This is a genomic window from Curtobacterium sp. SGAir0471 (genome assembly GCF_005490985.1).
Taxonomy (GTDB): Bacteria; Actinomycetota; Actinomycetes; order Actinomycetales; family Microbacteriaceae; genus Curtobacterium.
Window position 1 is genome coordinate 2,222,886 of record NZ_CP027869.1, and the last position, 24,614, is coordinate 2,247,499.

The 24,614-nt window shown below is 73.5% G+C and carries 20 protein-coding genes; 8 read left to right on the forward strand and 12 right to left on the reverse strand.

Annotated elements, in window-relative coordinates:
• The first annotated feature begins 97 nt into the window (after positions 1-97).
• Complete coding sequence (locus C1N91_RS10290; RefSeq protein ID WP_137767636.1) at positions 98-586, forward strand: Rv3235 family protein; 489 nt, start codon at positions 98-100, stop codon at positions 584-586.
• Between the two features lie 89 nt (positions 587-675).
• On the opposite strand, the gene secA is transcribed toward C1N91_RS10290, so the two are convergent.
• From secA to mtrA, 6 genes are all read right to left on the reverse strand, one after another.
• Positions 676-3,462 carry a preprotein translocase subunit SecA gene (gene secA, locus C1N91_RS10295; protein WP_137767637.1) on the reverse strand — a complete coding sequence of 929 codons (2,787 nt, stop codon included), beginning with the start codon at positions 3,460-3,462 and terminating at the stop codon, positions 676-678.
• A gap of 147 nt (positions 3,463-3,609) precedes the next feature.
• Entirely contained in the window at positions 3,610-4,332 is a 723-nt protein-coding gene (hpf, locus tag C1N91_RS10300) for a ribosome hibernation-promoting factor, HPF/YfiA family (RefSeq protein WP_137767638.1), read from the reverse strand.
• 182 nt (positions 4,333-4,514) lie between these two features.
• Positions 4,515-5,246: a phosphoribosyltransferase family protein gene (locus C1N91_RS10305; RefSeq protein WP_137767639.1), complete on the reverse strand. Its 732-nt coding sequence runs from the start codon at positions 5,244-5,246 to the stop codon at positions 4,515-4,517.
• 96 nt (positions 5,247-5,342) lie between these two features.
• Positions 5,343-7,022: an LpqB family beta-propeller domain-containing protein gene (locus tag C1N91_RS10310; RefSeq protein WP_137767640.1), complete on the reverse strand. Its 1,680-nt coding sequence runs from the start codon at positions 7,020-7,022 to the stop codon at positions 5,343-5,345.
• Complete coding sequence (gene mtrB, locus C1N91_RS10315) at positions 7,022-8,827, reverse strand: MtrAB system histidine kinase MtrB (RefSeq protein ID WP_137767641.1); 1,806 nt, start codon at positions 8,825-8,827, stop codon at positions 7,022-7,024. The genes C1N91_RS10310 and mtrB overlap by 1 nt, the downstream gene beginning before the upstream one ends.
• A 5-nt stretch (positions 8,828-8,832) precedes the next feature.
• On the reverse strand, positions 8,833-9,507 hold the full coding sequence (gene mtrA / locus C1N91_RS10320; protein ID WP_058730147.1) for an MtrAB system response regulator MtrA: 675 nt from the start codon (positions 9,505-9,507) through the stop codon (positions 8,833-8,835).
• A 389-nt stretch (positions 9,508-9,896) separates the two neighbouring features.
• Between mtrA and C1N91_RS10325 the strand changes: the two genes are divergently transcribed.
• From C1N91_RS10325 to C1N91_RS10345, 5 genes are read left to right on the forward strand one after another with little or no spacing between them, the layout of a single operon-like run.
• Positions 9,897-11,000, forward strand: coding sequence for a glycerophosphoryl diester phosphodiesterase membrane domain-containing protein (locus tag C1N91_RS10325; protein ID WP_137767642.1), 1,104 nt, complete (start codon positions 9,897-9,899; stop codon positions 10,998-11,000).
• On the forward strand, positions 10,964-11,635 hold the full coding sequence (locus C1N91_RS10330; protein ID WP_137767643.1) for a DUF4129 domain-containing protein: 672 nt from the start codon (positions 10,964-10,966) through the stop codon (positions 11,633-11,635). Before C1N91_RS10325 ends, C1N91_RS10330 begins: the two co-directional genes overlap by 37 nt.
• Positions 11,632-12,885 carry a DUF4350 domain-containing protein gene (locus tag C1N91_RS10335; protein WP_137767644.1) on the forward strand — a complete coding sequence of 418 codons (1,254 nt, stop codon included), beginning with the start codon at positions 11,632-11,634 and terminating at the stop codon, positions 12,883-12,885. The genes C1N91_RS10330 and C1N91_RS10335 overlap by 4 nt, the downstream gene beginning before the upstream one ends.
• Positions 12,882-13,964 carry an AAA family ATPase gene (locus C1N91_RS10340; protein ID WP_137767645.1) on the forward strand — a complete coding sequence of 361 codons (1,083 nt, stop codon included), beginning with the start codon at positions 12,882-12,884 and terminating at the stop codon, positions 13,962-13,964. The genes C1N91_RS10335 and C1N91_RS10340 overlap by 4 nt, the downstream gene beginning before the upstream one ends.
• A complete protein-coding gene (locus tag C1N91_RS10345) occupies positions 13,964-15,322 on the forward strand; it encodes a DUF58 domain-containing protein (protein ID WP_137767646.1) in 1,359 nt (452 codons plus the stop codon). The genes C1N91_RS10340 and C1N91_RS10345 overlap by 1 nt, the downstream gene beginning before the upstream one ends.
• Positions 15,323-15,337: 15 nt before the next feature.
• Here the strand turns inward: C1N91_RS10345 and C1N91_RS10350 are convergent, their stop codons facing one another.
• Complete coding sequence (locus C1N91_RS10350; RefSeq protein ID WP_137767647.1) at positions 15,338-16,333, reverse strand: stage II sporulation protein M; 996 nt, start codon at positions 16,331-16,333, stop codon at positions 15,338-15,340.
• Positions 16,334-16,394: 61 nt separating this feature from the next.
• Between C1N91_RS10350 and C1N91_RS10355 the strand changes: the two genes are divergently transcribed.
• Complete coding sequence (locus C1N91_RS10355; protein WP_137767648.1) at positions 16,395-17,264, forward strand: RDD family protein; 870 nt, start codon at positions 16,395-16,397, stop codon at positions 17,262-17,264.
• Positions 17,265-17,379: 115 nt separating this feature from the next.
• Here the strand turns inward: C1N91_RS10355 and ahcY are convergent, their stop codons facing one another.
• The gene (ahcY, locus tag C1N91_RS10360; protein WP_137767649.1) at positions 17,380-18,858 is read right to left on the reverse strand and encodes an adenosylhomocysteinase; all 1,479 of its coding nucleotides are present in this window, start codon (positions 18,856-18,858) and stop codon (positions 17,380-17,382) included.
• Between the two features lie 115 nt (positions 18,859-18,973).
• Complete coding sequence (locus tag C1N91_RS10365; RefSeq protein ID WP_058729601.1) at positions 18,974-19,198, reverse strand: DUF3499 family protein; 225 nt, start codon at positions 19,196-19,198, stop codon at positions 18,974-18,976.
• Between the two features lie 90 nt (positions 19,199-19,288).
• Here C1N91_RS10365 and C1N91_RS10370 point away from each other — a divergent pair, with 90 nt between their 5' ends.
• Complete coding sequence (locus C1N91_RS10370) at positions 19,289-19,729, forward strand: metallopeptidase family protein (RefSeq protein WP_137767650.1); 441 nt, start codon at positions 19,289-19,291, stop codon at positions 19,727-19,729.
• A 51-nt stretch (positions 19,730-19,780) separates the two neighbouring features.
• Here the strand turns inward: C1N91_RS10370 and C1N91_RS10375 are convergent, their stop codons facing one another.
• From C1N91_RS10375 to C1N91_RS10385, 3 genes are all read right to left on the reverse strand, one after another.
• The gene (locus tag C1N91_RS10375) at positions 19,781-21,184 is read right to left on the reverse strand and encodes a DUF5719 family protein (RefSeq protein WP_137767651.1); all 1,404 of its coding nucleotides are present in this window, start codon (positions 21,182-21,184) and stop codon (positions 19,781-19,783) included.
• A complete protein-coding gene (locus C1N91_RS10380) occupies positions 21,181-24,060 on the reverse strand; it encodes a glycosyltransferase family 2 protein (protein WP_137767652.1) in 2,880 nt (959 codons plus the stop codon). The genes C1N91_RS10375 and C1N91_RS10380 overlap by 4 nt, the downstream gene beginning before the upstream one ends.
• Before the next feature lie 143 nt (positions 24,061-24,203).
• On the reverse strand, positions 24,204-24,542 hold the full coding sequence (locus C1N91_RS10385; RefSeq protein WP_394586528.1) for a WhiB family transcriptional regulator: 339 nt from the start codon (positions 24,540-24,542) through the stop codon (positions 24,204-24,206).
• Between the last annotated feature and the right edge of the window lie 72 nt (positions 24,543-24,614).

Sequence of the window (24,614 nt, forward strand, 5' to 3'; positions counted from 1 at the left end):
GTGCGCCGATCTGTGGAGAACGACGCTCCTCCACAACCGAGAGTCGTGAACATTTCAGATGTTCCATTCGTCCGTACGCTCGGGGGTCGGAGGGGACATGGCGGCAGGAGAAGCACGTCCGACGGCGGACGACGACCAGGACGATCCGGTCCGGAGGGCCCTCGTCCCCGTGACGAGCACCCGACCGACCGTCGAGCACGCGCCCGGATCGGCGGGAGCGGCCGTCGACGATCCGACCGGCGCATCGACGCCGGACGTCGCCGACACCGCGCGGGCGCTCGGGCTGTGCGTGGTCGAGGTGCTGACCGGCGGGCGCGAGGTCGACAGCATCGCGCGCTGGATCACCGACGACGTGCAGCGACACCTGCTGCAGCGCGCCGCGGTGGCGGCACGCGCACGGTCCGCCGGGAGACGCTCCAGAGCCCGACCGCTCCTGCAGGTCGGCAGCGTCCGAGTCTGCGAACCGGCGCCCGGCGTCGCCGAGGCGGCGGTGGTGGTGCACACCCGCAGCCACGCGCGCGCCGTCGCGCTGCGGCTGGAACTGCGGCAGGGGCGCTGGCGCGCGACCGCGGTCGGCGTGCTCTGACACGCACCGGGACCGGGCAGACGACGGGAGGCGCGGTGCCAGCAGGCACCGCGCCTCCCGTTCCGACGTCCGTCCGTCGTGACGCTGGGTCAGCCCTTCTTGGCGGCCTGCCGACGCTCGGCGCGGTTGCCCGCTGCCGCGGCCTGGCCGGACGCCGTCGCCGCGTTACCGAACGCGGAACCCTGCTCCGGGCCGGAGGCCTCTGCCTCGGCCTCGGCCTGGGCCCGCTGCGCCCGTGCGGTCGCGGCCTGCTCGAGGCGGCCGCGCTCGTCGCGCACCTCGACCTCGCCGTCGATCGACGGAGCCGAGTACTCGAGACCCGTCGCCTCGGACTCGCCGAGACCCTTCGCCTCGATCACGGCGTTGTCGCCGTCCGACTGCACCTGGACCTCGAGGTTGAAGAGGTACCCGACCGACTCTTCACGGATCTGGCCCATCATGCTCTGGAAGAGCGCGTAGCCCTCGCGCTGGTACTCGACCAGCGGGTCGCGCTGCGCCATCGCCCGGAGGCCGATGCCGTCCTTCAGGTAGTCCATCTCGTACAGGTGGTCGCGCCAGCGGCGGTCGATCACCGACAGGACCACACGGCGCTCGAGCTCGCGCATGGCCTCGTCACCGAGCATCTCCTCGCGCTTCTGGTACGCGAGCTTCGCGTCGGAGAGGATCTCCCGCCCGAGGAACTCCCGCGTCGCCTTGCCCTTCGACCCGGCCTCGGTGATGACCTCGTCGATGGAGATGGAGATCGGGTACAGCGTGCCGAGCTCAGTCCACATGGCGTCGAGGTCCCAGTCGTCCGGGGAGCCCTCGCCGGTGTGCGTGTCGATGACGTCGTCGATGACGGCCTTGAGGAACGACTGCGCGCGGTCGTTGATGTCGTCGCCCTCGAGGATGTGGCGACGGTCGCTGTAGATCGCCTCGCGCTGGCGGTTCAGGACGTCGTCGTACTTCAGGACGTTCTTGCGGATCTCAGCGTTGCGGCCCTCGACCTGCGCCTGTGCCGAGCGGATCGCGCGGCTGACCAGCTTGTTCTCGATCGCCATGTCGTCCGGCACGTTCGAGCGGCCCATGAGGCTCTCGGCGGCGCCGGAGTTGAACAGGCGCATGAGGTCGTCGGTCAGCGACAGGTAGAAGCGGCTCTCGCCGGGATCGCCCTGACGGCCGGAACGACCGCGGAGCTGGTTGTCGATGCGGCGGGACTCGTGGCGCTCCGTGCCGAGGACGTAGAGGCCACCGGCCTCGCGGACCTTGTCGCCCTCTTCCTCGACGGTCTTCTTCACCGCGGCGAACACGTCGTCCCACGCCGCCTCGTACTCCTCCGGCGTCTCCGTCGGGGACAGGCCCTTGTCGTGCATCTCCTGCACGGCGAGGAACTCGGAGTTGCCGCCGAGCATGATGTCGGTGCCGCGGCCGGCCATGTTCGTGGCGACGGTCACCGCGCCGAGCCGACCGGCCTGGGCGACGATCGCGGCCTCACGCGCGTGGTTCTTCGCGTTGAGGACCTCGTGCTTGACGCCCTTCTTCGCGAGGAGCTTCGACAGGTACTCGGACTTCTCGACGCTCGTGGTGCCGACGAGGACGGGCTGGCCCTTCTCGTGGCGCTCGGCGATGTCGACCGCGACCTGCTCGAACTTCGCCTTCTCGTTCTTGTAGACGAGGTCGGTCTGGTCGATGCGCTGCATCGGCTTGTTCGTCGGGATCGGGACGACGCCGAGCTTGTAGGTCGACATGAACTCGGCCGCCTCGGTCTCGGCGGTACCGGTCATGCCGGAGAGCTTCTGGTAGAGGCGGAAGTAGTTCTGCAGCGTGACGGTCGCGAGGGTCTGGTTCTCGGCCTTGACCTCGACGCCCTCCTTCGCCTCGATCGCCTGGTGGATGCCCTCGTTGTAGCGACGACCCATCAGGATGCGGCCGGTGTGCTCGTCGACGATGAGCACCTCGCCGTTCATCACGACGTAGTCCTTGTCCTTCTTGAACAGGGCCACGGCCTTGATCGAGTTGTTCAGGAAGGAGATGAGCGGGGTGTTGGCCGACTCGTACAGGTTGTCGATGCCGAGGTAGTCCTCGACCTTCTCGATGCCGGGCTCGAGGACACCCACGGTGCGCTTCTTCTCGTCGACCTCGTAGTCCTCGCCCGGGATCAGGCGGGTGGCGATCGACGCGAACTCGGTGAACCAGCGGTTCGCCTCGCCCGATGACGGCCCGGAGATGATCAGCGGCGTGCGCGCCTCGTCGATGAGGATGGAGTCGACCTCGTCGACGATCGCGAAGTAGTGGCCGCGCTGCACCATGTCCGACGCCTGCCACGCCATGTTGTCGCGCAGGTAGTCGAAGCCGAACTCGTTGTTCGTGCCGTACGTGATGTCCGCCGCGTACTGCTCGCGGCGCTCGGCCGGCGACTGGTTCGCGATGATGCAGCCGGTGGTCATGCCGAGCGCACGGAAGACGCGGCCCATGATCTCGGACTGGTACGACGCGAGGAAGTCGTTGACGGTGATGACGTGCACGCCGCGCGACGGGATCGCGTTGAGGTACGCGGCGGTCGTCGCGACGAGGGTCTTGCCCTCACCGGTCTTCATCTCGGCGATGTTGCCGAGGTGCAGGGCTGCGCCACCCATCAGCTGCACGTCGAAGTGCCGCATGCCGAGGGTGCGCTTCGCTGCTTCGCGGACCGCGGCGAACGCCTCCGGCAGGAGGTCGTCGAGGGACTCCCCGTTGGCGTAGCGCTCGCGGAGTTCCTTCGTCTCGTCCTGGAGCTCCTCGTCGGTGAGGCTCGCGAAGTCGTCCTCGAGGTCGTTGATGGCCGAGGCGTACGCCTTCAGCCGTCGGAGGGTGCGTCCTTCGCCGATGCGGAGGACCTTCTCCAGCACGTTTGCCACGTGAGCTCCTTACGGGGTCGTCGCGCGCGACCTGCGCGATCCGAACAGCCAGTCATGCTAGCAACCCGGCGGAGCCGCGCGCTGGGAGGCCGACGGGCGTGCGCGGCCCACCGGACCACGCACACCCGCGTCAGGCCGACGGACCGGTCACGCGATGGCGGCCGAGCGACTGCGCTCGTCGTCGGCGTTCGCGACGTCGGCGCCGGCGGCGGTGCCGGTCGCTCCGTCCTCGTCGATGCCGATCACGCCGTAGTCCCAGCCCTTGCGGCGGTACACGACGCTCGGACGCTTCGTCTCGGCGTCGACGAACAGGTAGAAGTCGTGCCCGACGAGTTCCATGCGGTAGAGCGCGTCGTCGACGGTCATCGGCGCTTCGGCGAAGACCTTGTGGCGGATGACCACCGGCGAGTAGACCTCGGTGTCGTCGTCGTGCGCCTCCTCCACCACGGGGACCGCCCCGGTCGCGACGGTCTCGATGAGCCGTCCGTCGGCCGGCGTCACGCCCATGTGCTCGAACCCGGTCCCCGCGGCCTCGGCCACCGACGTCGGGCGGTGGCGTCCGCGGTGCACCTTACGGCGGTCGCGGGCCCGGCGCAGCCGCTCGGTGATGCGGGCGAAGGCGAGGTCGAACGCCGCGTACTTGTCCGACGCCGCGGACTCGGCCCGCACGAGGGGCCCGGGGCCGATCAGGGTGAGTTCGACTCGGTCCTCGCCCTGGGCACCGCCGGACTTCTCGTTGTGGCGGCTGAGACGCACCTCGAAGGCGAGGGCGCGGTCGGCGAGCACGTCGATCTTCTCGGACTTCTGTTCGACGTAGGTGCGGAATCGATCGGTGACCCCGACGTTCCGGCCCGTGATCGTCACGTCCATGTGGCGGCTCCCATCCGTACTTCGGCGCGTCGCCTCCATCCGGCGATCCCGAACGCCTTGCCGCGAGGTTAGACCCCCGACCGTGGCGGCGTCACGACCGACCGGCGGGTCGCAACGGACACCCACCGGACGCTCAGGCGTCACCGCCAGTCCACCCGCCGGACGCACGGCGACCGGCCGCGTCACTCCTCGACCTCGGCGAGCGCGACGCACCGCACCACGCGACCCCCGGCAGCCCGGACCGCGCGCACGGCCTCGGCCATGGTGACGCCGGTGGTCACGACGTCGTCGACGACCACGACGTCGCGACCGGTGACGTGCGCGGCGCGGAGCGTGCCCACCGTGGCCTCGACCCGTTCGAGTGCGGTCCGTTCCTTCTGCCCGCGGGCACGGTGACCAGCGGCCGGCCCCGGGAGTCCGGTCCGTACGGGTGCGCGCACCCGACGGAGCGCACCGCGGGGCGCACGGCAGGATCGCCGTCGTGCCGCGTGTGCACGGCGGAGCAGCAGGACGACCGGGTCGAACCCGCGATGCCGGGCACCGGTCCGCGACGGGGGCACCCGGACGAGCAGCGCGCCCGGCACGTCGGCGAGGGCGCGGTCGACGAGCGCGCCGAACCGGGGCGCGAGCACGGGCACGAGGTCGGTCCGGCCCCGGAGCTTCAGCTCGAGGACGAGTGCACGGACCGTGTCGCGGTAGGCGAAGGCGGCGTCCAGCCGGACCCCGGCGACCAGCCGTCGTCGCTGTGGTTCCGCGGCGAGGGCGTCACGACAGCGCTGGCACACCGCACGGTCCGGTGTGCCGCACCCGACGCAGACGACCGGGAGCACGAGCCCGAGCAGGGCGAGGACCGCGTCCGCCCACGGGCGCGGTGCGGCACCGTCGCGGCGGTGCCGGGGGTTCGTCGAGGACATGCCTCCATGCTCGGTGCCGGCCGACGTCCGGGGCGGGCCGACGTGGCGGGCGGTGGAGGAGCCTCCAGGCCGGGCCGCCTGTGCAGGGACGTGCGGTCAGCGCTGCGTGCCGAGCACGTCGGCGGTGACCCCCGTGGTGTCCCAGCGGCCGCCGGTGGACTGCAGGACCGTGCCGTCGGACATCCGCAGCAGCACCGAGCCGCCGCTGCCGCCGGTGACGGACGCGGCCGTCCCGTCCGGCTTCGGCAGCGTCGTCGACTGGCCGCCGACCGTGGACCGGACGACCTCGGGGCCGGTCTCGGTCTGCCCGACCGACACCACGTCGCTGTCGTTCACCCAGGCGGCACCGACGGCGTCGCCGGTGGCCGCCTGCACCCGCACCGGCGACCCGAGCCCGGTGGGCGTGCGGTCGGCGCTGCGGACGATCGCCATCACGTACAGGGCCGGACCGTCGGACGTCTCGATGAGCGCCAGTGCCCGGGTGGAGTCGCGAGACACCTGGAACGAGACCATCCGACCGCGCGGCAGCGTCGTGGCGACCTGGTGCGGGTCCCCGCCGAGCCCGTAGGCGGTGACCCGGCCCGTGTCGTCGGCCCGGCCGACCCAGACGAACCCGAGGTCGTCCAGGGTCGGGGGGACGAGCCCCTCGGTCGCGTCGATGCGCAGGGCGTCCCGACCGCGCACGACGACCACGCCGCTGGTGTTGCCGACCGCGGCGACCGTGCCCGAGGCGGAGAGCGAGAACGACTGCGGGTCGAGTGCGGCGATCGTCGCGCTGGCGTCACCACCGAGCTCGGCGACCCGCCCGTTCGTCGTCGCGTAGCCGACCTCGTCGTCGCGGTCGACGAGCGGCCGCGGGTCGACGTCGGGGTTGAGCCGCGCCTGCGTGCCCTGCTGTTCCGGCAGGGAGAACGTGGCGCCCTCGATCGTGATCGAGACGGACGACACCGAGGCGACCGACGCGAGGGACCGGCTCAGCTGCTCGCGCATGCGCACCCGGTCGTCGTTGCTCGCGCGCAGGGCGTCGCTCGACAGGTCGACGAGTGCCGAGCCGTTCTCGATCGTGACCGCGTTGAGCGAGAGCTGCGTGCCCTCGGGGAAAGCCGATACGACGGCGCCCTTGAGCCAGTCGGACGGTCCCGCGAGCAGTGCGCTCGCGATCCGGGTGCTCGTGGACGAGCGGGCGAGGAACCAGCGCTCGTCGGGCACGAGGTACCGGTACGTCGGGTCGAAGAAGTAGAGCGCGTGCTGCTGGAACTGCGACTCGAAGCTCACGGGCGTGAGGATGATGCCGTCGGGGGCGTAGGCGATGCGCCACTCGCCGTCCTCGCGGACGAACTGGAAGGTGAGGGTCGACGTCGTCGGCCGGACCGCCTGGGTGTACTCGCCGTCGGCGTCGACGGTCGCACTGGCGGTCAACGTGTAGGTGAGCTCGCGGTCGGCGACGCGGTCGATCGCGCCGCTCCCCTGCAGGACGGTGACGCCGCGCCGCGGGTTCCACTTCTGCGCGAAGCCCTTCGCCAGGAACTCCCGGGCGGTGCCGTAGTCGTCCTGTGCTCCCGTGCCGGCGGCGACGAAGCCGCGCAGGATCGCGGTCTGGTCGGCGCCGGCGACCGGACGGTCCGGGCGGAGCTCGAAGCCGGAGATCGCCTCGTCCTTGACCGACTGCCCGGTGCGCACACCACCGCCGGTGGGGATCGCCGCGCAGGCCGTCAGGGCGACGACGGTGAGAGCCGCCAGCGCCGTGGCGACCAGGGTCCGCAGTCGTGCACGCATCAGTGGTCCTCCCGCACGGCCCGCGGTCCGTCGTAGGTCTCGTCGAGCTCGGGCAGCGGGATCGCCGACGTCGCGGTGCCGAGCGACTCCCCGCGCGGCAGCGTCAGCACGAAGGTCGAGCCCTCGCCCGGTCGAGACCAGACGTCGATCCGCCCGCCGTGCAGGTTGGCGTCGCCGAGGGAGATCGCGAGCCCCAGCCCGGTGCCGCCGATGGTGCGCTTGCGGCTGGGGTCGGCACGCCAGAAGCGGTCGAAGACCCGTGCGGCGTCCTCCGGTGGCATGCCGACGCCCTGGTCGCGCACGGCGATCGCGACGGAGCGGGAGTCGCTGTCGACGACGACCTGGACGGGCTTCGCGTCGCCGTGCTCGATCGCGTTGCCGACCAGGTTGCGGAGGATCCGACGGATGCGCTTGGCGTCGAGCTGCATCGTGGTGTGGCCGCCGGGGGTGACGAGCTGCAGGCCGACGCCGGCGCGCTCGGCGAGCGGGCGGAACTCCTCGACGATGTCGGCGGCGAGCGCGGCGGGCACGACCGGCTCGGTGTCGAGCTGCACGGCCTGGGCGTCGTAGCGGGAGATCTCGAGCAGGTCGGCGAGCAGCAGCTCGAAGCGTTCGACCTGGGCGTGCAGGAGCTCGGCGGACCGGCCGACCGACGGCTCGAAGGCGTGCCGTGAGTCGTAGAGCATGTCGCCGGCGAGTCGGATCGTGGTGAGCGGGGTGCGGAGCTCGTGGGACACGTCGGAGACGAAGCGCTGCTGCACGCGGGAGAGCTCGGCGAGCTGGGTGATCTGCCGGCTGACGGCGTCGGCCATGTCGTTGAAGCTGCGCGCCAGGATCGCGATGTCGTCGTGGCCGCGGACCGGGATGCGTTCGTCGAGCCGTCCGGCGGCGATCTTGCGACTGGTCTCGGCGGCACCGCGGATGGGCACGACGACGAGCCGCACCACGAGCGAGGTGACGAGCGCGATGAGGACGATGAGGGCGACGCCGCCGACCGAGAGCGTCTGCGACACGAAGTCGAGGGTCTGCTGCGCGTCGGACAGGTCGTAGACGATGTACAGCTCGTACTGCCCCGCGCTCGGGACCTGCAGCACCGACCCCACCGCCAGGCCGGGCTCGCGTCGGCCCCCGTCGTCGAGCTGCACCGGCTGCAGGCTGAGCCGGCCGGTGTCCTTCGCGACCTCGCGCCGGAGGTCGTCGGTGATCACGGCGTCCGGGAAGCCCTGGCTCGCCAGGTTCTGCAGCGTCTGCGGCGTCGACTGCCCCGGGGTCCGCTCGATGGCGATGCTCGTGCCGCCCGGGCTCGTCGTGTTCGACAGGATCGCCTGCTGCGCCTCGCTCTGCAGGGTCTCGAGCTCGGTCTGGTTGTTGTCCTCGGCTGCGGTCGCGGCGTCGAAGATGCCCTGCGCGACGATGGTCGCGCGGGCCGACTCGGACTCGATCTGGTCGCGACGCTGCGCGTACACGTTGTTCGAGATGCTGATCATGACCGCTGTCCCGATGACCGCGACCGCCAGGCCGGTCGTCGCGACCGTGATCGCGACGCTCCGGACCATGAGCGAGCGACGCCACAGCCACGCGACGGCGTACCAAGCGCGGCGGACCCAGCGGCGGAGCCGACGCCGGAGCCGGGCGGCGCGACCGTACGAGTGGCGCTGACCGGACGAACCCCGACCGGACGAACCCTGACCGGCCGGACGCTGCGCGGACGACGCCGACGCGGACGACGCCGACGCCGGCGCGGACGGGCCACCGGCGCGCGGTCGGCTGCCGGTGGCGTTCGTGTCCGACGACGCCGACGGCACGGTGCTCAGGCTCCTCCGGCCCGGTAGCCGACACCGCGCACGGTCGTGACGATCTTCGGGTTGTCCGGGTCGTGCTCGATCTTGGCGCGGAGCCGCTGCACGTGCACGTTCACGAGCCGGGTGTCCGCCTTGTAGTGGTAGCCCCAGACCTGGTCGAGCAGCATCTCCCGCGTGAACACCTGGTTCGGCTTCTCGGCGAGCGCGCGGAGCAGGTCGAACTCGAGCGGCGTGAGCGCGATCACGGTGTCGCCGCGACGGACCTCGTGCGCGGCGACGTCGACGGTCAGGTCGCCGGCGTGCAGCACCGAGGCGTCGCCGGCCGTCGGACGGAGCCGCGTCTTGATGCGCGCGACGAGCTCCTTCGGGTTGAACGGCTTCACGACGTAGTCGTCGGCGCCGTTCTCGAGGCCCGCGACGACGTCGGCGGTGTCGCCCTTCGCCGTCAGCATGATGATCGGGGTGCCGCTGTCCGCGCGGATCCGCTTGCAGACCTCGATGCCGTCGATCCCGGGGAGCATCACGTCGAGCAGCACGAGGTCGGGCTTCGTGCTGTGGAACGTCTCGACGGCGTCGTTGCCGTCGGCGCTGAACTCCGGCTCGTAGCCCTCGGAACGGAGGACGATGCCGATCATCTCGGCGAGGGCCTGGTCGTCGTCGACGACGAGGATGCGCGGTGTCATGTGCGTGGACTCCGTGTGGCGGGCGGGAGGTGCCGGACCGGCACCCACCCGTCACGATAGCCGAGCGCCCGTCGGACAGGGTCCGTGCGCCATGATGGGAGCGGTCGCGCGTTCCGCTGCGCGGCCCGAGCACGATCGAGGGGGCGGCGATGGCCGACTGGCAGGTTCCGGGTTCCGGCGGGGGCGACGACCGGACGGGAGGCCCGTCCCACCCCACGGGGCAGCCGTCACCGGGTGGGTGGCCGGGGCAGCAGCCGTGGCCGGGTCCGCAGGCAGGTCCGGGTCCGCAGGCGTGGCCGGGCCCCCAGGCCGGTCCGGGGCAGCAGCCGTGGCCGGGCCCGCAGGGGGCTCCGGGACCGCAGGGCGGTCCGGGTCGGCAGCGTCCGATCGTGCCGCTCCGGCCGCTCGGCCTCGGGGACGTGCTCGCCGGGGCCTTCACGGTGTTCCGCCGCAACCCGCGCGTCCTGCTCCTCTGGAGCCTGCTCCTCAGCGGGGTGCTCGGCCTCCTCGCGACGCTGGCGAGCACCTTCGGCCAGCGGTCGCTGCAGGGTCGGCTGTCGTCGGCGGTCGAGGCGGGCGGGAGCGGCGCCGAGGACGTCGTCGCCGGGTCCGTCACGCTCTTCCTGGTGCTCTCGTTCGGGCTGCCCTTCCTCGCGTACCTGGGCCGGGCGTTCCTCGTCGCCCCGGTCGCGGTCGACACCGGGCAGCGCATCCTCGGACGGCGTGCGAGCTTCCGCGGCCTCTGGGCGCTCCTCGCCGGTCGTCGGTGGGCCGTCCTGGCGTGGATCCTGCTGCAGCTCGCCGCGGGTCTGGTCCTCGGGGTGGTCTTCGTCTCGATCGCCGTCGGCATGGTCGTCGCCCTGGCCGCGGGTCGCGCCGGCGTCGGCGGGTACGTCGTCGCGTTCCTCCTGTTCGCGCTCGGCGCCCTCGTCCTGATCGTCTGGCTGGGGACGCGGTTCGCGTTCACCGTCCCCACGATCGCACTCGAGGGGCGGGGCGTGTTCTCCGCCGCCGCGCAGTCGTGGCGGCTCACCCGCGGGGCCTTCTGGCGCACCTTCGGCATCGTGCTGCTCGTGCAGGTCGCCTTCGGCATCGCGGGCTCGATCGCGTCGATCCCGCTCACGTTCGGCACGGCACTGGCCGTCGGCGCGTTCGACCCGCTCGGGCAGACCGGCGCCGCCGCCGGCGTGGGCGTCGGCGCCGTCGTGGCCATCGTGCTCGGTGCGCTGCTGTCGATCGCCGTGCAGTGCGTCACCGACGTGCTGAGCGCCTCGGTCCTGACCTTCCTGGCGGTCGATCGTCGCATCCGCACCGAGGCACTCGACCAGCGCATCGCGTCCCACCTGGACACCGGGGAGCCGACGGACCCGTTCGCACCGGCAGCCGCGGTCCCCCGCGCTCCGTGGCCGGGACGACCGGGCCCCGGTCAGCCGTGGCCCGGTCAGCAGCAGCAGCAGTGGCCCGGGCAGCAGCAGTGGCCGGGCGGCTCGTGACGCTCGGCCCGGACGAGGCGCGTCGACTGCTCGAACGCGAGCTCGAACACCCCGACTACGACGGTGCACGGGCGACCTGGTGGGACCGGGCGTCCCGTCAGCTGCTCGAGTGGCTCGGGTCCTTCCGCCCGGGCGGCGGCGGCCTGGACTCCCCCGCGTTCGGACAGTCCGTGCTCTGGATCGCGGTCGTGGTGCTCGTCGCGGTCGTGGTCGTCGTGGTCGTCGCCCGGGGACTGCCCCGTCGGCGCGCCCGCACCGCCCGGGCGGACGACGGCAGCGTCTTCGACGACGACGACCTGCGGTCCGCCCGCGAACTCGGCGACGCCGCCCGGTCCGCCCTGCGCGCCGGCGCCTGGGCCGACGCGGTCCTCGACGGCTACCGTTCGATCGCTCGCGGACTCGCCGAACGCGACCTCGTCCGTGAGGTCCCCGGTGCCACCGCACGCGCCGTCGCCGGACGCGCGGGCCCGTGGTTCCCGGAGCACGCGGACCGCATCGATCGGGCCGCGCGCTCCTTCGACGCTGTCCGGTACCTCGGTGCCGAGGCCGACGAGACCACCGCACGCTCGGTCCTCGACACCGAGGCGTCCATCCGCACCACCCGTCCCGCGACCGAGCCCGCGGTGCCGACGTGAGCGCCGCCACGACCCCGACCGCCGTCCTCCGCTCGCCAGGGCGCACCGGTCGCGTCGTCTTCTGGATCGTCATCGTCGTCGTCGGCCTGCTGCTCGCCGGGCTCACGGCCGCGGTGCAGTCCTCCACCGGACCGACGCGCGAACCGCTCGACCCCGGGTCGACGACGGCGAGCGGCGCGCGGGCGCTCGTGCGCGTGCTCGAACAGCGGGGCACCCGGGTCGACGTGGTCGACCGCGTCGACGACCTCGACCGATCCGAGCTGGACGGTGCGACGGTCCTGGTCGACGACTCGGCCGGCGCCCTCGACGCCGCGGTCGCACGTCGCCTCGGGCGTTCGACCGAGCACGTCGTGCTGCTGTCCACGGACCAGGCCGCGCTCGACGCGCTGGGCCTCGACGTCGTCGCCGCCGGACCCGTCCTCGGGGACGACACCGTGCCGACGAGCGGGTGCGCGGTCCCTGCCGTGGCCGCCGCGGGGCGCCTCACCGTGACCGGCGAGGGCTACCGTCCGTCCGACCGGCCGACGCCGACGGGGTCGGACCTCTGCGTGACGACCGGCAGCGGGGACGACCGCGTCGCCGGCATCGTCCGGACCGCCACCCCCGGCGGGGACGTCACCCTGGTCGGCACGACGGGCGCGCTCCGCAACGACACGATCACGACCGCGGGCAACGCGGCCTTCGCACTCGACCTGCTCGGGTCCGGCGACCGGCTCGTCTGGTACACGCCGACGCGCACCTCGGCCGACGCCGCCCCCACCATCGGTTCGCTCGCCCCACCGTGGGTGCCCGGCGCCCTGCTGCTGCTCGGCCTCGTCGCGGTCGCAGCCGGCGTCTGGCGAGGACGTCGGCTCGGGCCGCTCGTCGTCGAGCGGATGCCCGTCGTCGTCCGGGCCTCTGAAACGACCGAGGGGCGCGCACGCCTCTACGCCAGGACGCGTGACCGCACCCATGCGCTCGACACCCTGCGGCTCGCCGCACTCCGTCGGATCGGACGCCGACTCGGCCTCCCCCGCGGGACGCACGTCGACGAGGTCGTCCGCGCCGCGGCCCGTGCGACCGGCCGTCCCCCCGCCGCCGTCGGAGCCGTCCTGGTGGGCGGTCCCACGACCGACGACCGGTCGCTCCGCGACGGTGCGACGGCCCTCGACGAGCTGGAGCGGGCCGTCCGCGCGGCGACCGGATCCCCCGACCCACGCCCCACCACCACCCGCACGCCCCACCGCAACCGACGAGGAGCACGACCGTGACCGATCCGTCACCCGCCCAGGAACCGACCGGCACGACCCCGGAACGCACGGCCTCGGACACCGCGGCGCCGAGCACGGACCACCGAGGTACCGCTGCGCCGACCCGCGCAGCGCGTCCTACCGACGGCACGGATGCGCTCCGGGACGCCTTCGGCCGGCTCCGCGCCGAGGTCGGCAAGGCCGTCGTCGGGCAGGAGGGCGCCGTCTCCGGCATGATCGTCGGGATCCTCGCACAGGGCCACGTGCTGCTCGAGGGCGTCCCCGGTGTCGCGAAGACGCTGCTCGTGCGCAGCCTCGCGGCGGCGATGTCGCTCGACACGAAGCGCATCCAGTTCACCCCCGACCTGATGCCCGGTGACGTCACCGGTTCGCTGGTGTTCGACGCGTCCACCGGCACGTTCCCGTTCCGCGAGGGCCCGGTCTTCACGAACGTGCTGCTCGCCGACGAGGTCAACCGCACCCCGCCGAAGACGCAGTCAGCCCTGCTCGAGGCCATGGAGGAACGCCAGGTCAGCGTGGACGGCGCCGCGCGGCCGCTGCCCGACCCGTTCTTCGTCGCCGCCACGATGAACCCGATCGAGTTCGAGGGCACGTACACGCTGCCGGAGGCGCAGCTCGACCGCTTCCTGATGAAGCTGACGCTCGACGTGCCGCCGCGGGACGTCGAGTGGCAGGTGCTCCGTCGGCACGCGGACGGCTTCGTCCCGCGGGACGTCCGCTCCGCCGGCGTCCGACCGGTGCTCGGCGTCGACGAGGTCCTCGCGGCGCAGCGGGCCGTCCGGGCGGTCGGCGCACGCGACGACGTCCTGGCCTACGTGGTCGACCTCGCCCGCGCCACCCGGCAGGCCCCGTCCGTCCGCGTCGGGGTGAGCCCCCGCGGTGCGACGGCGCTCCTCGCCGCCGCGAAGGCCTGGGCGTGGCTCACCGGCTACGACGCGATCACGCCCGACCACGTGCAGGCGATGCTCCTGCCGGTCTGGCGGCACCGGCTGCGCGTGGCCGTGGACGCCGAGCTCGAGGGCGTCGGGGCGGACGGCGTGCTGCAGCAGGTCGTCGAGCAGGTCCGGGTGCCGTTCTAGTGGCGGTCTCCGGGCGGTTCGTCGCGCTCATGGCCGTCGCGATCGTCCCCACGGTGCTGCTCGGCAGCGCCAGGGCCGGCGTGGCCTGGGTGGTCGTCGTGGTGCTCGCCGCCGGCCTCGACGTCCTGCTCGCCGCCGACCCGCGCACGGTCCGCGTCGAACGACGGATGCCGAACCTCGCGCGTCGGGGCAGCACGACCGACGGCAGCCTCGTCCTGGCGAACGACGGGCGGCGTCCGCTCCGCGCCCTCGTCCGGGACATGTGGGAGCCCTCCGCCGGTCACCAGCCGGACCGGATCCGGCTCACCGTCCCCGCCGGGGAGCGTCGGACCGCCCGGGTCCGGTTCACGCCCTTCCGCCGCGGGCGTCGCGCCAGCGTCGGGGTCGCCGTTCGCTCCACCGGTCCGCTCGGCCTCGCCGCCCGGCAGGCCGTCCTGGTCGTGCCCGGCGAGCTGGTCGTCACGCCGCCCTTCCGGTCCCGGCGCCACCTGCCCTCGCGCCTCGCCCGGCTCCGTGAGCTCGACGGCGAGACCACCCTGCAGCTCCGCGGACACGGCACCGAGTTCGACTCGCTGCGCGACTACGTGCGCGGCGACGACGTGCGGTCGATCGACTGGCGGGCGACCGCACGACGACAGGACCTGGTCGTCCGGACCTGGCGACCCGAGCGCGACCGCCGCGTCGTCATCGTCGTCGACGCCGGACGTGCCGGTGCCGGACGGGTCGAGGACGAACCGCGGCTGGACACCTTCATCGAGTCCGCCCTGCTGCTCGGCGCCCTCGCCACCGCCGCCGGTGACCGGGTCGACCTCGTGGTGCTCGACGACACCGTCCGCGACCGGGTGCACGGCGCGACGCGGACGGACGTCGTGCGGCGCTTCGGCGAGCGGCTCGCGCTCGCGGAACCCGGGCTCGCCGCGACGGACTGGTCTGCGGTGCCGGCGGTCGTCGACCGGGTGACGACCTCGCGCGCGTTCGTCGTGCTCCTGTCGAGCCTGGACTCGATCGGTGCCTCGGCCGACCTGCTCGCGGTGCTCCCCCGGCTGACCCGGCGGCACGCCGTCGTCGTGACGAGCATCGCCGACCCGGCGGTCGAGCGGATGGCGAGCGGGGTCCCGGAGCCGGACCGCGACGGACCGGAGCAGCGCGGCGGGCGGGTGTCGCGCCTCCCGGTCGGATCCGGTGCCGAACGCGACGTGTACCGCCGGGCGGCCGCGGAACGCACCCTGCTCGACGCCGACGGCGTCGGGGACGTCGCTCGCCGGGTCGGTGCCGAGGTCGTCCGCGGTGGTCCCGCGGCGGTGCCCCCGGCCGTCGCGGACGCGTACATCCGCGCGAAGGCCGGCGGACGACTCTGAGTCGCGGGCGACAGCTCAGCCGGCGGTGAGCGCGGTCGCGCCGCGCTCGAACTCCTCGACGTCGCCCCGCTCACCCGCGCGGTACGCGCGGCCGCCGAGCACCCACTGGTACCAGAGCACCGCGGCGAGTGCGACCGTGCCGATGCCGATCTTGACCGGCCACGGCCAGTCCTGGCGGGTCACGACGCCCTCGACCAGGCCGGAGAGCAGCAGGGTGAGCGCGAGGCCGACCGCGACCGTGAGGAGCGCCCGACCGTCCTCGGCCAGGGCCTGCGCCCGGGTGCGCGCACCGGGGGCGATCCACGACCAGCAGATCATCAGGCCCGCGGCGCCGGCGAGGAACACCGAGTACAGCTCGAGCTGGCCGTGCGGGGCGATCCAGAGGAAGAAGTCCCCGAGCCGGCCCTGCGAGTGCATGATCGCGCCGGAGACACCCAGGCTCACGGCGTTCTGGATGATCGACACCGGGACGTAGAGGCCGGTGATGCCGAAGGCCACCATGCGGGCGGCGATGAACGCGTTGTTCGACCACACCTGCGCGGTGAAGGCCCCCAGGCCGTGGTCCGAGTAGTACGCCTGGAAGTCCTCGGTCGCGTACTGCCGCAGGGCCTCGGGTGTGCCGAAGGTGGCGACCGCGCCCGGGGTCGAGGCGATCCAGATGCCGACGATCACGCTCATCACCGCGGTCGCCGCCGCCACCCAGATCGTCACCCAGCGGATGCGGTACAGCGCTGCCGGCAGGTGCCGCGTGAAGAACGTCGTGACGGCGGTCAGCGGGTCGACCGGTGTGCCGGTGAAACGGAGGCGTGCGCGGAACAGCGTGCGGGACAGCCGGTCGCCCGTCGAGGAGCCCGGGGCGACGCCGCGGATCCGCGCGAGGTCGGTCGCCACCTCCTGGTAGCCGCTGACGAGCCGGTCCGCGTCCGCCCCCGACCCGTGACGGGTCCGGGCGAGGCGGTCGACCTCGTCCCAGCGGTCACCGTGCACCGCGCTGTAGGCCTCCAGGTCCACGTGCCTCCCCCGATCGTGCACACCGCGCCCCGTCGGGACCCGGTCACGACAGAATGATCCCATGGGGAAGACGCGCGTGCCACGCGACCTGTCCGACGCCCGCTTCGGCGGGGCGCTCGACGAGACCACCGACGAGCTCGTCGTCGGCGAGGCCGTCGCGCTCGACGTCCAGCCGGCCGGCATCGCGCTGCGGCTCGCGGCGGCGCTGCTCGACGGCGCGTGCCTGGCGGTGCTGCTCGCGATGCTGCTCTTCGGGCTCCTGCGGGCGTTGCCGGCCGACGCCGACGCGGTGTGGATCCTGCCCGTGGGGATCGTCTCCGGCGTCACGGTGCTCGTGCTCGTCCCGGCGTGCGTCGAGGCGGTCACGCGGGGCAAGAGCGTCGGACGGTACGCCGCCGGCACCCGGGTCGTGCGGGTGGACGGCGGGGCGATCGGCTTCCGGCACGCCTTCACCCGCGCGCTGGTCGGGCTGCTCGAGCTCTGGTCCACCCTGGGCTCCGTGGCGCTCGTCGTCGCGCTGTTCGGGTCACGGCCCCGGCGTCTCGGCGACCTGCTCGCCGGGACCTTCGTGCAGCACGAACGCGGAGCGCGGCGGCGGGACGTGCAGGTGCTCCTGCCGGTCGAGCTCGTGCCGTGGGCGGCGGTGGCGGACGTGTCAGCACTGCCGCAGCGGCTGGAGGACCGGCTCGGCGCGTTCTTCCGGTCGGTCGCCGACCTGCCGCCCGAGGCACGCGAGGCCGCAGCGCGCACGCTCGCCGCGGCGGTGGCGGAGTACGCGTCGCCGGTGCCCGACGTCCACCCCGAGGTGTTCCTCGCCGGCGTGGTCGCGGTACGGCGGGAGCGCGACGTGCGGGCACTGCGGGCCCGGGCGGCGCTGCTCGACGGCGCGGCGGCGGTCGCGGGGGCGCGGCCGCCGGGCTTCCCGCGCTGAGGCGCGGCCGCGGCGCGCTGCGCGGCGGCCGCATCGAACCATTGATCCGACGTCGAACCGGCACTCGGCCCTGGTTGGATGTCGGGATCGTGGTTCGACGCTCCCGACCGCGGCGTCAGTACCGGTAGTGGTCCGGCTTGTACGGGCCCTCGACGGGGACGCCGATGTACGCCGCCTGCTCCGGCCGGAGCTCGGTCAGCCGCACCCCGAGGGCGTCGAGGTGCAGGCGCGCGACCTTCTCGTCCAGGTGCTTCGGCAGCACGTACACGCCCGTCGGGTACTCCTCGCGCTTCGTGTGCAGCTCGATCTGCGCGAGCACCTGGTTCGTGAACGAGTTGCTCATCACGAACGACGGGTGCCCGGTCGCGTTGCCGAGGTTCATCAGCCGCCCCTCGCTCAGCACCAGGATCGAGCGGCCGTTCGGCAGTCGCCACTCGTGCACCTGCGGCTTGATCTCGACCTTCTCGACCCCCGGCAGCGCCTCGAGCCCGGCCATGTCGATCTCGTTGTCGAAGTGCCCGACGTTGGCCACCACCGCGAGGTGCTTCAGCGCGAGCATCTCGTCCACCCCGACGACACCGAGGTTGCCCGTGCAGGTCACGACCACGTCGACCTCGCCGGCGACGTCCGCGAGGCGCGCGACCTGGTACCCGTCCATCGCCGCCTGCAGCGCGCAGATCGGGTCGACCTCGGACACGATCACCCGGGCGCCCTGACCGCGCAGCGCCTCCGCCGCGCCCTTGCCGACGTCGCCGTACCCCACCACGAACGCGACCTTGCCGCCGATGAGCACGTCCGTCGCGCGGTTCAGGCCGTCGGGCAGCGAGTGGCGGATGCCGTACTTGTTGTCGAACTTCGACTTCGTCACCGAGTCGTTGACGTTGATCGCCGGGAAGCGCAGCTCGCCCTTCCGCGCGAGCTCGTACAGGCGGTGCACGCCGGTCGTGGTCTCCTCGGTGACGCCCTGCACCTCCGCCGCGATCCGGGTCCACCGGTCGGAGGACCGCTCGAGCGACGCCGCGACGGTCCCGAGCACGATCCGCCACTCGGCACTCGCGTCGGCGCCGGGCTCCGGGGCACGGCCCGCCGCCTCGGCGTCGGCGCCGGTGTGCAGCAGCATCGTCGCGTCCCCGCCGTCGTCGAGGATCAGGTTCGGACCCGTCCACGACTCCCCCGCGGCAGCGGCCTCGGCACTCCAGTCGAAGATGCGGTCGGTGCACCACCAGTACTCGTCGAGCGTCTCGCCCTTCCACGCGAAGACCGGCACGCCCGCGGGCGATGCCGGCGTCCCCGTCGGGCCCACCGCGACGGCGGCGGCGGCCTCGTCCTGCGTGGAGAAGATGTTGCAGCTCGCCCAGCGGACCTGCGCCCCGAGGGCGACGAGGGTCTCGATGAGGACGGCGGTCTGCACCGTCATGTGCAGGGAACCCGCGATGCGCGCCCCGGCGAGGGGCTGCGACGCGCCGAACTCCTCGCGCAGGGCAATCAGCCCCGGCATCTCGTTCTCGGCCAGGCGGATCTGGTGGCGACCCGCCTCGGCGAGGGCGAGGTCGGCGACGCGGAACGGGGCGGCGGTGCTGGTCTCGGTCGACATGGCGCCAGTCTGGCACGCCGGGAGGCGCGGGTCGTCAGCCGACGTCACGGACGTCGGGTGGGCCTCCAGACCGCGCCGTGGTCGCCTCGACGGGACCGGCCGCGTCCGTGCCGCGTCAGTCGGACGGTGCCGCGTCCCGCCGGATCGGCTCGCGCCGGACGACGTCCCAACCGCGCGGCACGCGCAGGCGGGCCGCGTGCCGGGCGCAGAGGTCGTAGCCGTGCGGCTCCACCCGCGTGGACAGGGGTCCGACGACCACCATCGAGTCGCCGTAGTCGTACGTCAGGGTCGCCGACGCGCTCGCGCCACAGGCGACCTTGCTGCAGATCCGTACGTCCATACCGGCACCGACCCTACCGGTCGGACGGGCGCGGCCGCCGGACGGTCCGGTGCCGCGCTCCGTCGCGCGCCCGCCGCGTACGATGGCGGGATGCGTCGGAAGCACCCCACCGTGACCCCCGTCGACCGTGCCCGCGGTCGTTCCCGGCACGGACGCGGGGGCCGCTCGAGCGTGACCGGACCGGACCTGGCGCCGGTGATCACCCGCGCCGAGACCTTCGACCGGATCGTCGGGGACACCGCGCACTACCTGGTCGGACTGTGGCCGGACGAGCTCGCGGGTGTCGTCTTCCAGGTGGCCGACATGCCCACCGACCAGACGCTGCCGGACCGGCTGCCGCGGTGGCGGGTGGACCGCGACGGTCGGCGGGTCACCCTGTTCCGCATCCCCGTCGAGCGGGTCACGCGGAGCCCGGAGAAGGACGACACCGACCGCCGGGTGATCATCGAGACGGCGGTGTTCCGCGCGGTCGGCGAGCTGATCGACAAGGACCCGTGGGACCTGGCGCCGGACCGGTACCGCCACTGGTGACCGAAGGACACCGCCACCGGTGACGGTGTCCCCGCTGCTGGTGATCCAGCGTCAGGGGTAAACGCGCAGCGGCGTCGACACCTCGGTCGCCGGCCGGACGGGGAACCCGCCGATGCCGTCGTCCGCGTCGTAGCTGACGCCCGCCACGAGCCCCTCGGCACCCGTCAGCACGAGCTGCGTCGACACCGGCACCTGCACGGTCGCCGTGCTGCCGGACGCCACGTCGACCTCCTGCTCACGGTCCCCGGACGTGATCGTGACGGTCGCGTCCGAGCGGGTCGGGTTGACCAGGTTCATCCGCGCACCGCCTCCCGGCGCGACCGCCGTGACGACACGGTCGCCGAGCGGCTCCGCCGACGCGAACCAGCCGAGGTCCGTGCGGCCGTCGTCGGTCGGCTTCGTGGTGCGGGCGCCGGCGACGAGCGGCTCGGTCGACGTCACCGTGAACGAGTACCGCCCGTCCGGGAAGTCGTCGAGGGCGACGTCGGTGACGACCCCCGGCTCGGCGGTCGCGTTGACGGTCGACCCGCCACCGTCCGCCGTCGTGATCCCGACGGTCACCCGCGCGGCCCGGTCACCGGGGACGAACAGACGGAGCACCGGGGCGGCGTCCTCGGTGTCGTCACCGCGCTGCGCCTCCTCGGCACCGCGCAGCACGACCGCGGGGATCACCTGCGTGCGCGAGGGTGCCGCACCGCCGGACACGACGTCGTAGCCGCCCGGGGTCAGCGTCCGCACGATGCTCTCCTGCATGTGCGCGACGATCTGCCCGCCGGACGAGGTCACGTGCACCACCGTCGAGCCCTGGTCGGAGACGAAGCCGGACAGCGGCACGACCTTCTGCGTGTTCGGTGCGACCACGATGCCGGTCGTCCCGGGGGCCTGGACGGTCCCGGAGGCGTCGTACACGTCGAGGTCCACCGTGGCGTTGACGTCGGTCGGGTTCGACAGCGTGACCAGGCTGGTCCGCCCGGTCTCGGTCGACCCGCCGACCAGCCAGGTCGACTGGCCGGGGTCGTCGCACGACGCCGCGCCGAAGCCGACCAGGTCACCCGAGGACACGCTCTGCGACGTGCTGCCGGCGACCTGCGGCGTGCGGTCGCCCGCAGGTGCGGTGAGGAGCTGCGGGTCGCTGCCCCCGGTGGTGGACGGTTCGAGCGTCGAGCGGTCGACCGTGCTGCCGGTGGTGCCCGTGGCGACCTGCGACGACCCGACGGTGCTCGCCGTCGTCGCGTCGTTGCCCGAGTCGTCGGACAACCGCAGCGCGCTGCCGGCGCACACGCGCTCGGCGTCGGCGGGGACGGGCGTCACGAGCCGACCGGCCGGGCGCACGGGGGCGCTCTCGGTGCCGATGGCGTGTGCGGCGGTCACGGCGCCGGCGGCCACGACCACGGCGACCGCGGTGGCGGTGCCGCGGACGACCCACCGTCGGACGGACCGGTGCTCGGTGCTCATTCGTCGCGCTCCTCGTCGAAGGTGGTGGCGGGTTCCTCGGCCTCGATGACGTTCGAGGTCGCACGGCGTCGGCGCGGTGCGGTGGGAACCGCGAGCAGGGCCGCTGCGCCGAACACCACGCCGAGCACGACGAGGTACAGCACGTGCGTCGCCTGCGTCGCGGCGGAGCCGGTGGACACCCGGTCGACGTCGCCCTCGTAGTGGAACAACCGGCCGGAGGTGGTCTCGCCGATGCTCGTGAACCGGGCGTCCTGGCCGATCGCCCCGGCGGCCCGGTCGTGGACCTGCTGGGCGGCGTCGTCGCTCGGGCCGTCGTCGAGCAGCACGAACGAGATGCCGAGCTCGCGCAGCGCCGGCTCGGGGTCGTAGCCGCTGCGGCTGGCGAGGTTGCCGGCCAGGGTGGCCAGCTGCGCGCCGGACCTGCTGAGGCGGAGCGCGGTGGAGTCGAGGGTCGTCTGGTCGTCGAGTGTCGAGCCCTGCCCGCGTTCGAGCGACACCGCGAGCGAGCCGTCGGTCTGCGGTTCGACGACGAGGGTACCGACGTCCGGGTTGGCCTGCGCCTCCGCGTTCACGTACGCGCTCAGGACCCGGCCCGTGGTGGGCTGGAGGAGGGTGTCGCCGAGGGTGGACGCGGCGAAGGCCGGCGTGACCGCGACCCCGGCGAACACCGCGGCGACGAGTCCGGCGACGGGCGCGGTCCGCGGGAGGACGTCGATGCCGATCGACGCTGCGAGCACGATGCCGAGCGCCATCACGGAGAGCGCGCTGCCGGGCCAGACGATCGTCGTCGTGGACCCGACCCCGGTGACGGTGACGTGCGTGGCGCCGAAGGCCGTCGCGTAGCCGAGGAGCGCCAGCAGGAGCGCTGCGCCGGCGACGGCCCAGCGGTGTCCGAGGAGTGCCCCCACCGCCAGCAGGACGACCGGCAGCGCGAGGACGGCCATGGCGATCGGCAGCACCGTCGCGGCGAGCCCGAGGGGCGAGGTCGCCGGGAGCCACCCGCTCCAGTCGGGCAGCGGCTGCCCGATCGCGAGCTGCAGTGCCGAGGGGGCGCGTGTCGCCGACGGGACGCCCGGGTCGGCGAACACGGCGAGGGGGTTGCCCCGGGCGACCTGCGCCAGGACGAGCGGGAGGAAGAGCACGGCGGCCGGCACCGGGATGAAGACCCGACGGTGCGCACGCCGCCAGCCGACGACGAGGGACACGACCCACCCGACCAGGAGCACCGGCAGCAGCGACGGGGCCGAGGCCGCGACGACCGCGAAGAGCAGCGACGCGCCCGACGCCCAGGCCCACGAGCGGTGCGCCTCGAGCACGGCGAGCACGAGCCACGGGAGCAGCACGTGGGCGATGACGGCCCCGAGGTGCCCGGTCGTGACGGCGCCGACGAGGGTCGGGGCGATCGTGTACAGCGCGGCGCCGACGACGGGCACCCAGGTGCGGGTGGTGACCTTGCGCACCACGAACCACGCGCCGAGCGCCGAGAGCGGGAACGCGAGCAGGAGCACGACGACGACCGAGGTCGACGGCGACCAGGCGGTGATCGACCCGAGCACGGCGAGCACGGCCGCGAACGGGTCGCTCGGACCGGTGGAGCCGGTGCCGATGGAGTGCCACCCGTACCCGACGTTCTGCCACAGCCGTCCGACCGAGGTGCTCAGCGGCAGGAGACCACCGCCGGTGACCGCCGGGCTGCCGAGCAGCGGGTACAGCGTGACGACGCTGAGCACCGCCGCGGCGAGCACGACCCACACGCCGCCGTCGCCCAGGAACGACGCGCGGGCGATCGGGGCGTCCTCGACCCGGGCGAGCTCGACGTCCCGTGACGTGGTCCGGTGCTCGTGCACCCGACGCCAGCTGACGCGCAGCGGCTCGATCGCGGCCCAGCCGACGCGTCGCGTCCGCGCGGCGTTCGCCCGGGCGCGGCGGACACCGCCGCCGAAGGCCACGGCGAGGGCGGCGGCGAGCTCACCGGTCACCGCGGCGGGGTGCTTCGCGACGAGGTGCCCGAGGGCGCGCACGACGGCCGTCGGTACGAGCAGGAGCCAGTGCAGCCACAGGAGTCCGGCGGGCGCGTAGGTGAGCCGGCGGTGCAGCTCGGCCTGGCGGTGCAGGCGCACACGGCGTGCCTCGGAGACCCGCTTGCGGCCGAACTCCTCGATCGGGCCGGCGCTCGTCACGCGGGCCTCGGGCACCACGGCGACGCGGTGTCCGGCCAGGCGCGCACGGATGCAGAGGTCGAGCGCGGCGTCGACGTCCGGCAGTGCCGGGTCGAAGCCGCGCAGCTCGCGCCACACCGAGCGACGCACGAGCATGCCTGCGGCCGACACACCCATCACGTCGGTGTGCCGGTCGTGCTGGCCCTGGTCGAGCTCGTCCTGCACCAGGGCGAGCGAGCGGCCGCCGCGCGTCGTGCTCTCCCCGAACGCGCGGATGCGGGACGGGTCGTCGGTGGCCACGAGCTTCGGCCCGGCGACCACGACGGACGGCGCGATCTCCACCGCGGAGAGCATCTCGGCGAGTGCGGTCGGCGCCGGGGCGTTGTCGTGTCCGAGCAGCCAGAGCCACTCGTCGGGTGCCGCTCCGGTCCCGTCGCCGACCTCGGCGGTCGGCGCCTCGCGCTCCCCCGCCGCGACGGCCTCGCCGAAGGGGCGGCCGGCGGGCAGGCGCACGAGTCCGGCGGACCCGCCGAGGGCGAGCTCCGCGGTCGATCCGTCCGTGGACCCGACGTCGACGACGACCAGGTTGTCGGGGTGCCGGGTCTGGGCGACGAGGGCGTCCAGGGTCCGGTCGAGGTGCTCGCCGCCGTTCGCGGTCACGAGGACCGCGGTGACGCGGGGCTGGGCGGACCGGGGCTGCGCGGGACTGGGCTGCATGACGCGCGTCACTCTACGGTCTGGAGGCGCGCCTCCCGTCTCCGGGAGCGGCGCGCCGTGAACCTGTGCGCGCCATCAGTGCACGGTGCACGCCGGACGCGCTGCGAGCCTCCCGGCGGGATCGCCGGCGGCGCGGCGGGCCGCTAGGCGCGGCGGCGGAGCTTGCGGCGCTCGCGCTCGGAGAGCCCGCCCCAGATGCCGAAGCGCTCGTCGTTCTCGAGCGCGTACTCGAGGCACTGCGACCGGACCTCGCACGAGCCGCAGATCTTCTTGGCCTCGCGGGTGGAGCCGCCCTTCTCGGGGAAGAACGCCTCGGGGTCGGTCTGCGCGCAGAGCGAGTCGACCTGCCACGAGAGCGGGTTCTCCTCGTCGCCCTCGGGCCGACGGACGCCGGGGACACCGAGCGACACCGGATCGACGTGCCAGTCCTCCGGCACGCCGGCGTGGAAGTCGGAACCGTTCACCCTGATCACCCCTGACATGTCGACGACGGCCTGCAACGACCGAAGCCGCTGCCTGTAATTACAGCGGTGTGATTCCGTTCCGTCAAGTCG

Bases quoted from the DNA above. Each gene is read 5' to 3' on its own strand.
- C1N91_RS10290 (WP_137767636.1), top strand. From the start codon at position 98: ATGGCGGCAGGAGAAGCACGTCCGACGGCGGACGACGACCAGGACGAT.
- hpf (WP_137767638.1), bottom strand. From the start codon at position 4,332: ATGGACGTGACGATCACGGGCCGGAACGTCGGGGTCACCGATCGATTC.
- C1N91_RS10305 (WP_137767639.1), bottom strand. From the start codon at position 5,246: ATGTCCTCGACGAACCCCCGGCACCGCCGCGACGGTGCCGCACCGCGC.
- C1N91_RS10310 (WP_137767640.1), bottom strand. From the start codon at position 7,022: ATGCGTGCACGACTGCGGACCCTGGTCGCCACGGCGCTGGCGGCTCTC.
- mtrA (WP_058730147.1), bottom strand. From the start codon at position 9,507: ATGACACCGCGCATCCTCGTCGTCGACGACGACCAGGCCCTCGCCGAG.
- C1N91_RS10355 (WP_137767648.1), top strand. From the start codon at position 16,395: ATGGGGAAGACGCGCGTGCCACGCGACCTGTCCGACGCCCGCTTCGGC.
- ahcY (WP_137767649.1), bottom strand. From the start codon at position 18,858: ATGTCGACCGAGACCAGCACCGCCGCCCCGTTCCGCGTCGCCGACCTC.
- C1N91_RS10365 (WP_058729601.1), bottom strand. From the start codon at position 19,198: ATGGACGTACGGATCTGCAGCAAGGTCGCCTGTGGCGCGAGCGCGTCG.
- C1N91_RS10370 (WP_137767650.1), top strand. From the start codon at position 19,289: ATGCGTCGGAAGCACCCCACCGTGACCCCCGTCGACCGTGCCCGCGGT.
- C1N91_RS10375 (WP_137767651.1), bottom strand. From the start codon at position 21,184: ATGAGCACCGAGCACCGGTCCGTCCGACGGTGGGTCGTCCGCGGCACC.
- C1N91_RS10380 (WP_137767652.1), bottom strand. From the start codon at position 24,060: ATGCAGCCCAGTCCCGCGCAGCCCCGGTCCGCCCAGCCCCGCGTCACC.
- C1N91_RS10385 (WP_394586528.1), bottom strand. From the start codon at position 24,542: ATGTCAGGGGTGATCAGGGTGAACGGTTCCGACTTCCACGCCGGCGTG.